Genomic DNA, 12,042 nt, shown 5'->3' on the forward strand with positions numbered 1-12,042 from the left:
AATAATTACGCTCTGTTTGTATAGGCTTTGTTTAGCCTGCGAAACGATTGTCCATCTCTTCACATAGCCAATGGCCGATCAGCATGTGTGCTTCTTGAATGCGAGCAGTTTCGGTGGAGGGCATGCGCAACGTTGTGTCGGAAATGTTGGCCAGTTCACCACCAGACGCACCTGTCCATGCGTAGGTGTAACAGCCAATCGACTTGGCCACTTTTATGGCGTCAATAATATTGGCGCTGTTACCTGAGGTGGACAGGCCAATCACAATATCTTCAGGTTTTGCTAGGGCTTCCATTTGGCGGCTGAACACTGTGGCAAAGCTATAGTCATTGGCATGAGCCGTTAGTATAGAAGTGTCTGTTGTTAATGCGATGGCTGCCATTGTTGGACGTTCCATTTTGTAGCGCACGACAAATTCTGCCGCTAAGTGCTGGCTGTCAGCGGCGCTGCCACCATTGCCCATAAACAGCACTTTGCCGCCATTACGGATACAGTCTTCCACATGATTTGCGAGTGCTATCACTGCGGGTTCATAGGCGCTTAGCTGTTGAAAAGTATCGAGATGACGTTGCAGGGTACTGAGAAAACTCATGAAAAATCATCCTCTATTTTTAGCGTGACAGTGTTGAATATTAAATCAGCATTGGATTGCTTGAGATGGCTTAAAACCGCAGTGTAAGCTTGGCGGTAATGAACGGTGTATCTGCGTCTGATTGTATCCTAGTTCGATGCAGGGCGCTAAAAGAACAAAACAATGAGCTTGTTGGGGTTTTATGGGGGTATTTTGTGAACCAGTCTAAGTACTATTTAGGTCTTGATTTGGGAGGTACTAAAATTGAAGCTGTGGTATTAAATCGATCAGGTAAGCGATTTTTTTGTCAGCGTTTGCCAACACCTCAAGGGGATTATCTTGCTACTTTGGCTGCAATTGACGCTTTAGTACAAGAGGCTGATCGGCAATTTGGTATTTTTTCAGCCATTGGTATTGGTACGCCGGGTGCGATATCGACACTGACTAATCGAATGAAAAACTGTAACTCGACCTGCTTAAATGATCAGCCGTTGTTGCAAGACTTAGAGTCTCGTTTGAATCGAAAGGTATTTTTAGCCAATGATGCTGACTGTTTTGCGTTATCTGAGGCGGTTGATGGCGCGGGTCAAGGTGCTCAATCTGTTTTTGGAGTGATCTTAGGTACAGGTGTTGGTGGTGGTTTGGTGTTGAATGGCAGGCTACTGCAAGGGGTTAATCGAATTGCAGGTGAGTGGGGGCATAATTTAATGCCTGAAATTGTACGTGCTGGCTGGCCTGATCGTGCTTGTTATTGTGGTCGTTTGAATTGCGTTGAAACCTTTTTGTCTGGTGCAGGGTTGCGCCAAACTTATCAACAGCTCTGTCAAAATCTAGAAATATTGGCAGTGCCAGAGATTGTCATGTTGGCAGGACAAAAGGATGAGTGTGCGCAGCAAGCACTAAATGCCTATGCTGAGCAGCTGGCCGCAGCTTTAGCAGCAGTGATCAATATTGTTGATCCTGACGTGATTGTGTTGGGAGGTGGCTTGAGTAACATCGAGGCGATTTATAAGCAAGTGCCTCTATTTTTACCGAACTTTGTGTTTTCTGATCAAGTATTAACTCAAATAAAAGCGCCTCAATATGGTGATTCAAGTGGTGTACGCGGGGCTGCTTGGTTAGCGTTGTAGCGTGCACTCATACAGTCTTGTAGTTGACTACAAGGATATTGTCGGCTGAATCCATTTGTGTGGAAATTAGCCAATAAACCCCCATTTTTTGAAATTTAACTATACTTTTGTCTGGTATTTGCCCTTTTTAAGGCGCATTTTTGATCTTTGTATTTTGAGTTTCCTTATTTTTGTAGTATTTTTACAAAACTTATTTCGAGCAACTGACCTTTGTTTATCAAAAATAGAGAGTCGGTTAAAGCTCAGGCTTCATGCGGGTTAAGAGCGGATTTTATCTCGCAAAAGCGAAAAGACGGTGGCAGAACGAGAGAAAAAAATCTCAGAGTTTTGCAGCAGATTAAAAAGGCAGTCATAATTTCGGTGTAAATTAACTACAAGATACATCTCAACAGGATGTTGCACTGGAAATTAACCACCTTATCGGTGGTGCGGCTGAATCGGAAATATGCGGAGAGTAAACAATATGAGTCTGGATATACGAGAAGATCTTGATCCAATTGAAACGGAAGAGTGGTTAGATGCCTTAGGTTCTGTTTTGGATCGTGAGGGAGAAGATCGTGCACAGTTCCTATTAAGTGAACTGGGCAATCGTTTGCGTCGTGATGGCGTGCAAGCACCGTTCTCGGTTACTACCCCTCACCGCAACACCATTCCGGTTCACTGTGAAGCCCGTATGCCGGGTGATCTATTTATGGAGCGTCGTATTCGCTCTTTGATCCGTTGGAACGCGATGGCGATGGTGATGCGCGCCAACAAGAAAAACCCAGGTATTGGCGGTCATATCTCTAGCTTTATGTCGAGTGCGACCCTGTACGATGTTGGCTTTAACTATTTCTTCCGCGCACCTAAAGATGACTTCGAAGGTGATCTAGTCTACATCCAAGGCCACACGGCACCGGGTGTTTATGCGCGTTCATTCCTTGAAGGCCGCTTAACGGAAGACCAGTTGAATAACTTCCGTCAAGAAGTGGACGGCAATGGCCTTTCATCTTATCCACACCCTTGGTTGATGCCAGACTATTGGCAGTTCCCAACGGTATCTATGGGTCTTGGTCCATTGGGTGCGATTTACCAAGCGCACGTGATGAAGTATCTAGACAGCCGTGAAAAGAAAGCGATGTATGATCGCAAGATTTGGGCTTTCTTAGGCGATGGTGAGTGTGACGAGCCAGAAACCTTGGGTGCGATCTCTTTGGCGGGTCGTGAAAAACTGGATAATCTGATTTTCGTGATCAACTGTAACCTACAGCGTCTTGATGGCCCTGTTCGTGGTAACGGTAGCATTATCACCGAACTGGAAGGCGTGTTCCGTGGAGCAGGCTGGAATGTGATCAAAGTGGTTTGGGGACGTTTCTGGGATCCACTGTTTGAGCGTGATAGCAAAGGCATCATGCAGAAGCGCATGGATGAAGTGGTGGATGGTGAGTACCAAAACTACAAACAGAAAGGCGGTGCTTATACCCGTGAGCATTTCTTCGGTAAATATCCTGAACTGGCTGATATGGTTAAGGATATGTCGGATGAAGATATCTACCGTTTGAACCGTGGCGGCCATGATCCGTACAAGGTTTATGCAGCTTACCATGAAGCGGTGAACACCACTGGCAAACCAACGGTGATTCTAGCGCACACCGTTAAAGGTTACGGTATTGGTGAAGATGGCGAAGCGAAAAACGATACCCACTCTGTTAAATCACTACAGATGGCAGGTTTGAAGAAATTCCGTGATCGCTTTGGTATTCCGCTGTCTGATGAGCAGTTGGAATCTGTGCCATTCTATAAGCCTTCTGACGATAGCCCTGAGATGCAATATATGCGTGCTCAGCGTGAGCGTTTGGGCGGTTATCTGCCTGCACGTCGTAAGTCGTTTGAACCGCTATCAATACCAAAATTAGACAACAAGATTTTTGAAGCGCAATTGAAAGGCTCAGGTGATCGCGAAATTTCGACCACTATGGCGTTTGTGCGTATTCTTTCAGGCTTGGTCAAAGATAAAGCAATTGGTGAGCGTGTTGTACCGATTGTACCGGATGAAGCCCGTACTTTTGGTATGGAAGGCATGTTCCGTCAGCTGGGTATTTACACTTCTGAAGGCCAAAAATACAAGCCTGAAGATGCTGACCAGATCATGTTCTATAAAGAGGACAAGCAGGGTCAAATTCTGGAAGAAGGTATTTCAGAAGCAGGTGCAATGTCGGCTTGGGTTGCAGCAGGTTCGAGCTACAGTAACCACAACTATGCACTGATCCCGTTCTACATCTACTACTCCATGTTTGGCTTCCAACGTATTGGCGATATTGCATGGCTAGCAGGTGATATTCAGGCTAAAGGTTTCTTAATTGGTGGTACTGCGGGTCGTACTACGCTGAATGGCGAAGGTTTACAACACCAAGACGGTCACAGCCATATTCTGGCAGGCACCATTCCAAACTGTCGCACTTATGACCCTGCTTATGCGTATGAGCTGGCGGTGATTGTGCAAGATGGTTTGCGTCGTATGTACGAAGATCAGGAAAACTGCTTCTACTACCTAACGACGATGAACGAAAACTACGAGCAGCCAGCCATGCCTGAGGGTGCCGAAGAAGGCATCATCAAGGGGATGTACCTGCTGAAAGAAGGTGCTGAGGCGAAGCTAAAAGTACAGTTGATGGGTTCAGGTACTATCCTGCGCGAAGTCATCGCAGGGGCAGAGCTACTCAAAGCAGACTTTGGCGTTGAGTCAGATATCTGGAGTGTGACCAGCTTTAACGAACTACGCCGTGAAGGTTTAGCCGCTGATCGTTGGAGCTTCCTGCACCCAGACGCAGAGCCAAAACAAGCCTATATCACTCAGTGTCTGAAAGATCGTCAAGGCCCTGTAATTGTATCAACTGACTATATGAAACTGCACGCTGATCAAGTACGCAGCTTCATTCCAACAGATTACCGTGTGTTGGGTACTGATGGTTTTGGTCGCTCTGATACCCGTGAAAAACTACGTCACTTCTTTGAAGTTGACCGCCATTTTGTTGTGATTGCAGCGCTACGTTCACTGGCCGATCGTGGCGAGATTGAGCGTAAAGTGGTGGCACAGGCCATGGCGAAATACAACATTGATCCTGAAAAATGCGATCCGCTGACTTGTTAATTACTTTGTGACATCAAGGCTCATCAGCGTTAACCAAAACGTTTTGCTGATGAGTCATTTACCGACAAGCCGTTTCGCAAGTTCAAACTGGCCAAGGCCAGACATAGGATAGGAGCAAGAGCTTTGAGTACTGAAACTATCAAAGTACCGGATATCGGCGGTGATTCCGATGTGCAAGTGATTGAAATTTGTGTTGCCGTGGGCGACACAGTTGAAGTCGAGCAATCTTTAATTGTATTGGAGTCTGATAAGGCTTCAATGGATATTCCTAGCCCGAAAGCGGGTGTGGTGAAGTCGATCAGCGTTAACTTGGGTGATGCTGTTAGTGAAGGTAGTGTGATTCTTGAGTTAGAAGTGGCTGGTGCGGTAGCACAAGCTCCGGTTCAAGCGGCTCCGGCTCCTACTTCAGCGCCAGCCCCTATTGCACCTGTAGCAGCTTCAGCCCCTGCTGCAACTGTCAGCCAAGTGCAAACCGTTAACGTGCCTGATATTGGTGACAGCGGTGAGGTTGAAGTGATCGAAATCAGCGTAGCAGTGGGTGACACTGTAGCGGCTGAAGACACTTTAATCGTACTAGAGTCTGACAAAGCCTCTATGGAAATTCCTGCACCTTTTGCAGGTAAAGTTGTTGAAATTTTGGTGAGCACGGGTGCTAAAGTCAGCGAAGGCCACGCCATTATTAAACTGGAAACAGTCGGCAGTGCACCTGTTGCTCAAGCCGCGCCAGCCCCTCAAGCGGCAGCGCCTGTAGCACAAGTACCTGCGGTAGCACCTGCGCCGACAGCGGCGGTTGGCCCTGTACGTAAAGAAGTGCGTGTACCTGATCTAAGTGGTAACACCGATGTACCCGTGATTGAAGTTTCAGTGGCGGTGGGTGATCAGCTGAAGGCTGAAGATGCCTTGTTAGTGTTAGAAACTGACAAAGCCACAATGGAAGTACCGGCTCCTTTTACAGGTAAACTGGTTGAGTTTAATGTGAAAGAAGGTCAAACCCTGAATGTGGGTGATCTGATTGGCGTGATGGAAGTGATGGAGGCTGATTCAGCGGTTGTTCCAGCAGCAGCCTCTGCATCTGTCTCAGCGCCTGTTGCTTCTGCCGCAGCTCCCGTTTCTGCTCCTGTGGCTGCTGTGAGCCCAGCTCCTGTAGACAACAGTAATACAGGTCGTAAAACTGGCAAAGTACATGCAGGTCCTGCGGTGCGTATGATTGCCCGTGAGTTTGGGGTTGATCTATTAGATGTGACACCAACAGGCCCCCGCGACCGTATTCTGAAAGAAGATGTTCAGTTGTACGTGAAACAGGTGATGCAACAAGTGAAAGCGGCACCAGTGAAAGCCGCTGCACCTGCGATAACGGGTGGCGCAGGTATTCCGCCAGTTCCTGCGGTGGACTTCAGTCAGTTTGGTGAGATTGAAGAGAAACCAATGGGGCGTTTGTTAAAAGCGGGTGCGGTGAACTTGCATCGCTCATGGCTAAACGTTCCGCATGTGACGCAGTTTGATGAAGCGGATATTACTGAGCTGGAAAGTTTCCGTAAGTCGATGAAAGCAGAAGCAGATAAGCGCGGTGCTAAACTGACGCCTATGCCATTTATCTTGAAAGCTTGTGCTTACGCTTTGCAGAAATACCCTCAGTTCAATGTTTCTTTGCACCCTGATGGCGATAAGCTAATTCAGAAAAAATATGTGCATATTGGTTTTGCTGTAGATACCCCAGATGGACTACTTGTGCCAGTAGTTCGCGATGTCGACCAAAAGTCGCTATGGCAACTGGCGGATGAAACAGCAGATCTGGCCGCAAGAGCACAGAAGAAGCAACTGAAAGGCGACGACATGAAAGGTGGTTGTTTCACGATTTCGAGTTTAGGCTCGATTGGTGGCACTGCGTTTACACCTATTGTGAATGCGCCAGAAGTGGCTATTCTGGGTGTTTCCAAGGCCAGCATGAAGCCGGTGTGGAATGGTAGTGACTTTGTGCCACGGCAGATGCTGCCGTTGTCGCTGTCATACGATCACCGTGCGATCAACGGCGCTGATGCAGCACGCTTTACCGCGTTTATTGCAGCAGTGTTAGCTGATATCCGACAGATGTTGATGTAGATCCTTTGTGCCGAAGGGTTTGCAAACACACTGTCGTGTTTAACTCCTTTGCATTAGGATGATGCATGTGCCTGTGGCGGTATTCTTCGGAATACCGCTTTTTTTTGCACTGCGTATAATAGGAGCTGCTACTTTTATAACCTTTTATCTCAACTATTTTGAGTACCTCTATAATGGATTTCAGTTATTTTGATGCAGGTTTTATCACTTTCTTGATTGCGATTACGCTGCTGACAATGGCTCCTGGTGTTGATACGGTTTTGGTTATACGTAACACCTTACGTGGTGGCAAAACAGACGGTCTAGTGACCAGCTTTGCGATCTGCTGTGGTTTGTTTGTACATGCGGTGGTCTCGGCGGCTGGTATTTCATTGATTTTGTTACAGTCTGCAACACTGTTTACTGTCTTGAAGTTGGCGGGTGCGGCCTATCTGATTTGGTTGGGGGCTAAAAGCCTTTGGGGGGCATTGCAAGCTCCTAAGGCAGAGGCTGATGGCTCAAACGTTGTGTCGGGAGAGGTCGTCGTATCAAAAGAGAGAGCCCTTAATCTTGGGCTGTCTTTTCGAGAGGGCTTTTTAAGCAATGTCCTGAACCCTAAAACGGTTGTTTTTTATATGGCCTTTTTACCACAGTTTATTCAGCCCGAAGAGTCTGCACTGTATAAGTCACTCTTTCTGGCCAGTGTTCATTTTGTGATTGCTAATATTTGGCAGCTGTTATTGATTATGGCGGTGGCAAGGGCGCAGCACTTACTGCAACAACAAAAAGTAATGCGTTGGATTGATGGTGTGATTGGCTCTATTATGGCGGCCTTTGGTATTAAGTTAGCAGCAGACCTTTAACTGTGATCTGCTGCTAAGTGCAAAACGATCAATCTATACCGTAAGAGCTACAACGAACGTATTCTTGTTTTTGTAGGTATGTAAGGTTATTGTCTCTGCTTTATAAGCTATTTTTGCAGAGATTTTTTTTGTTTTTTTAAGCAAAAAATTAATAAAATCAAATGATTAAGATTTAACTCGCTTAATAGTCATAAGAATCCCCCTTTAGTGACAGGCTTTGATTCGCTGTTTGGCTTGTCAAAAATTTGTGCTGAGGTAGGGTTGCAAAATTATGTGGTAAGACCAGACGAGCCGGCGGTTTTATCATAGGAAAGAATAAACGGTTTGATAGCTAATCTTTGAAAGTGGGTTTATAGGAGCATATTCCATGCGTTTGATTTTGTTGGGCGCTCCGGGCGCGGGTAAAGGCACACAAGCTCAGTATATTTGCGAGAAGTATGGTATTCCGCAAATTTCAACGGGCGATATGCTGCGCGCTGCGGTGAAAGCAGGTACAGAACTAGGTCTAAAAGCGAAAGAGATCATGGAAACAGGTGGTTTAGTTTCTGATGACCTGATTATCGCATTGGTTAAAGAGCGTATTGCTCAGGATGACTGTAAAGCAGGCTTCCTGTTTGATGGCTTCCCTCGCACTATTCCACAAGCAGACGCGATGAAAGATGCGGGTGTTCAGTTGGATCACGTGGTTGAAATTGCGGTTCAAGACGAAGAGATCATCAAGCGTATGAGTGGTCGTCGTGTACACCCTGCTTCTGGCCGTACTTACCATGTTGTGTTTAATCCACCAAAAGTGGAAGGCATTGATGATGTGACGGGTGAAGAGCTGATTCAGCGTGCTGATGACCAAGAAGATACGGTTCGTCACCGCTTGAACGTTTATCATGAGCAAACTGCACCGCTAGTTGACTATTACAAGTCATGGGCAGTAGAAGATGCTCAAGCAGCGCCAAAATACACGCATGTTGCGGGTGTGGGCTCTGTAGATGACATTCGTGATAAGGTTTTTGCAGCACTGTCTTAGTTTTAAAAACAGTTGTTGCGAAGCGCTAAATAGACCCTAGTCTATTTACTTAAAAGCCCGATAAGTTTATCGGGCTTTTAACGTATTGCAGGTCTAACTTTTCATCGTTAGCTTAATTAAGCGTCTGGTACTTCGGTAACGTCAAGCGTACCTAAGATAAAGCCATTCACCTCAGCAATACGGCCACGCCACCACATGCCACGGTTGTTTGGAATTGGAGCACCTGCTGTATTGAAGAAACGTGCACCTTCTAAGTGGATATAGTTTGCCGTGTCGGTGCTGCTTTCCTCTGCATTTTTTGGTTTGTACATTTCAGCATATTTACCGAAAGCTTCCTGGATTGTTTTCAGTGCTTCGTCATTGCCAAAATGAACTGCGGTTTCGCCGATAAACTCATTAGAGAAACCATCAAAATACTTACCGCCATTGACGATGTAACCTGAAACCAAAAAGCCATCCATCTGTAAAGTGATGCCAATTTCGATGCCAGTGTTGTTTACCGTGGAGACTAGACTTTCTAAAAACCAGTCTTTTTGTGGAGCTGTGTTTGAAACTGCGTTACTCATATGGCTCTCCTGAATCAGCCTGAATAATGATGGTCTTACAATCTATCCGTTGTGCCAGATGCTACCACAGTCATCTCAATAAAAAATCGCTCATGTGGTTTTTATCTGTGTTAACTGCCGAATACTGTGTCGAATGGCTGGATCAAATAGCCCACGGCACTGTACTGCCAATAATTCTAACCTTTGATCGAAGCTGAGCTTTTGATTTTGATCGGTTTTTAAGTAGTTCAGCTCATATAGTACTTTGATTAATTGCTGGAACAAAGGTGAGTGAAAATACTCTGGTGCATTTAAACCATGCAAAATAGTTAAGCGCTGGGCAAGATTCTGGCAGAGTTGTTCTAATGTTGAGGTACTAAGCTGGCCACTGCCATGATGCAGCAACAACGCCACCATCAAGTAGCAGCGTTCCATACTCGCTTGAATTGGTTTGGATAACATTTGTAACAATCGGCCTTGAGTTTGATAAGTACTCGCACAGGTCAGATGCTCGCCATCTGCAATGAGTAGTTCATGGCGGATAAACCAGTTCAGGTAACGATCAACTTGCTCTGCTAATGAGGCCATTGGCCAAGACAAGTAAAGTTCTTTTTGAATTAATGGGTACAGCACTGAAATTAATTGCTGCAATTGGCCTCGGTGATACCTTGGCTGCTGGCTAAAACAAAAAGCAATTAACGAGGGTAGCGCAAATAAATGTAATATATTGTTGCGATACCACGTCATTAACAGGGCGTTCTCACCAGTAAGTTGAAGCAGATCACCATACTGATGGGGAATTCGATTGAGTAAGCCTAACTGTTCAACTTCTTGAATTAAGGCGTCTGTGCTTTGTACAGTCTTAGCACTTTGAGGGTTTAGATCCTGCTGTAGTGTTATGCAGAGCTGTATAAACTGCTTCAAGCTACTTTCTTCTAAGGTATGACTGCGAGAGGTCAGTAGTGCCAGTGCTGATAGGTTAACGCTGTTTAGGGTTGCTGCTTGATTAATACCAACGGCCACCTGCTCAGCTAGTTGATTGACAGCTTGTGACAACCATTCTGGTTTTTCTGTTGAAATACCAGCTTGATTCCATCCTGTATCCGAAATTTGTGCTGATAATGTATCAGCAAGATTGATAGGTTCACCAAAGGCTAAAGAGACTTTACCAAAAGGTTCTTTCAACGCCTTCATTGCACGTATTAAGCCTACAATCGACTCGCTCTTCTTTTTTTGTCCTCGTAGCTCACCTAGGTAAGTACCAGCTTCGATTACTTTCTCGTATCCAATATAAACCGGAACTAACTTAATCTGCCGATGAGGATTGCGTAAGAAGCCCTGAATGGTTAGCGACAGCATACCGGCTTTGGGTGCAAGAGTGCGGCCTGTACGACTACGCCCCCCTTCTACAAAATACTCTGTGGCATAGCCTTTATTGAGTAAGTAGAAGTAGTACTCAGCAAACACGGCGGCATAAAGGGGATTATCTTTAAAACTGCGCCGTAAGAAGAAAGCGCCCCCACGACGCAGTAATCTACCAACAATAGGTAGATTTAAGTTGATGCCTGCCGCCACATGAGGTGGTACTAAGTTATGTTGATAAAGCGCATAGGAAAGCAGCAAATAATCAATGTGACTACGATGACAAGGCACGTATACCAAGGTGCTATTCTTAGCCGCTTCTTGTACCGGCTCGATATTATGAATGCTGATGCCATCGTAAAGCTTATTCCAGAGCCAGCTTAGTAAACGGTCAAATATTTGTTGAGTGCTGTAAGATACATTGGCAACGATTTCATCGGCATATTGATGCGCTTTAGCTTCAAGCTGTGCCTGGTTTTTTTTGTCTGTTTGTACTTGTTTTAAAATGGCTGCTTTTACTCTTGGGCTGCGTGTCAGCGCGTGTAAAAGTTGGTTTCGATCGGTTAGCTCTGGGCCTGCAACACCTTTTCGAATCTGTTGAAAATGTACTCGCATTAAGCGAGCAGTTTTTCGTACATGACGATTTAAGCTGGTATTCACTGGACTACTGGCAATTAAGCCTTGCAATGAAACAGGCTCTGCAAAATGTACTAGGGTATCTCGGCCATACCAGAGAATATGCCAAAGGCGACTTAACATTTGAGTCATGCGCCCTTGAGGTCCTGTGCTAAGCCACTGCTGATGCAGTTTACTTTGTGTTTGTCCTGGTGCTCGCCCCCAAAAAATTGTAACAGGGATACAGTGTAAGTCCTGCTCTGGGTGCTCTAATAAATGTGCAGTTAACCGAATTAAACGCGGTGATACTTGACGGTCCGTACGGGCTGAGAATCGACTTTGGCTGCGATGTAGGGTGATTAAGGCGGACTGTTCTTGAATACCAAACCAATGCTTATTTTCTGTTATAGCTTGATCAGCGGGCGGTAGCTTTAGTGCGCGAGACAGGTGATTGACGAGTAACTGATCGCTCAGCGCATTTTCTGGGAGCACATAGCAGTATTTTACAGGGTTTGTGTCATCGGCCTTGATGCTAGGTGGCTTACCTTGATAGCGCACACGAACTAAGCGCATTAACACCCATTCCAAAAGACTTAAAAACACCTTCAGAGCAGTGCTAATTATGCGGGGTAAAGGGGTAGCTGAGCGTGCAGGGCGCATCATGAAGCAATTTCCTGAAAACTAAGGCTTAAACAAGCAGCGGCTTATATCAATATTGAAAGAAAT

Annotated in this window: 8 protein-coding genes; 5 read left to right on the plus strand and 3 right to left on the minus strand. The window is 45.7% G+C overall.

Features of this window, described 5'->3' with window-relative positions; all coding sequences use genetic code 11:
* Positions 1–31: 31 nt before the first annotated feature.
* Positions 32–592 (minus strand): D-sedoheptulose-7-phosphate isomerase, encoded by a 561-nt coding sequence (locus B5D26_RS01760; RefSeq protein WP_078743976.1) that lies wholly within the window; start codon positions 590–592, stop codon positions 32–34.
* 194 nt (positions 593–786) lie between these two features.
* On the opposite strand from B5D26_RS01760, the gene B5D26_RS01765 reads away from it, so the two are divergent.
* The 5 genes from B5D26_RS01765 to adk all read left to right on the plus strand — a co-directional run bounded on the left by B5D26_RS01765 (position 787) and on the right by adk (position 8,794).
* The gene (locus tag B5D26_RS01765; RefSeq protein WP_234985149.1) at positions 787–1,701 is read left to right on the plus strand and encodes an ROK family protein; all 915 of its coding nucleotides are present in this window, start codon (positions 787–789) and stop codon (positions 1,699–1,701) included.
* 463 nt (positions 1,702–2,164) lie between these two features.
* Complete coding sequence (gene aceE, locus B5D26_RS01770; RefSeq protein ID WP_078743978.1) at positions 2,165–4,831, plus strand: pyruvate dehydrogenase (acetyl-transferring), homodimeric type; 2,667 nt, start codon at positions 2,165–2,167, stop codon at positions 4,829–4,831.
* 123 nt (positions 4,832–4,954) lie between these two features.
* Positions 4,955–6,931, plus strand: a complete 1,977-nt coding sequence (aceF, locus tag B5D26_RS01775; protein WP_078743979.1) for a dihydrolipoyllysine-residue acetyltransferase — start codon at positions 4,955–4,957, stop codon at positions 6,929–6,931.
* 173 nt (positions 6,932–7,104) lie between these two features.
* Positions 7,105–7,773: a LysE family translocator gene (locus tag B5D26_RS01780; RefSeq protein WP_200810603.1), complete on the plus strand. Its 669-nt coding sequence runs from the start codon at positions 7,105–7,107 to the stop codon at positions 7,771–7,773.
* Between the two features lie 367 nt (positions 7,774–8,140).
* Complete coding sequence (gene adk / locus B5D26_RS01785) at positions 8,141–8,794, plus strand: adenylate kinase (RefSeq protein ID WP_078743980.1); 654 nt, start codon at positions 8,141–8,143, stop codon at positions 8,792–8,794.
* A 116-nt stretch (positions 8,795–8,910) separates the two neighbouring features.
* Here adk and gvpU read toward each other — a convergent pair whose 3' ends face one another.
* Positions 8,911–9,360 carry a gas vesicle accessory protein GvpU gene (gene gvpU / locus B5D26_RS01790; RefSeq protein WP_078743981.1) on the minus strand — a complete coding sequence of 150 codons (450 nt, stop codon included), beginning with the start codon at positions 9,358–9,360 and terminating at the stop codon, positions 8,911–8,913.
* A gap of 90 nt (positions 9,361–9,450) precedes the next feature.
* A complete protein-coding gene (gene plsB / locus B5D26_RS01795) occupies positions 9,451–11,979 on the minus strand; it encodes a glycerol-3-phosphate 1-O-acyltransferase PlsB (RefSeq protein ID WP_078743982.1) in 2,529 nt (842 codons plus the stop codon).
* Positions 11,980–12,042: the final 63 nt, after the last annotated feature.

The sequence above is a fragment of the Oceanospirillum multiglobuliferum genome (assembly GCF_900167095.1).
Lineage (GTDB): Bacteria > Pseudomonadota > Gammaproteobacteria > Pseudomonadales > Halomonadaceae > Oceanospirillum > Oceanospirillum multiglobuliferum.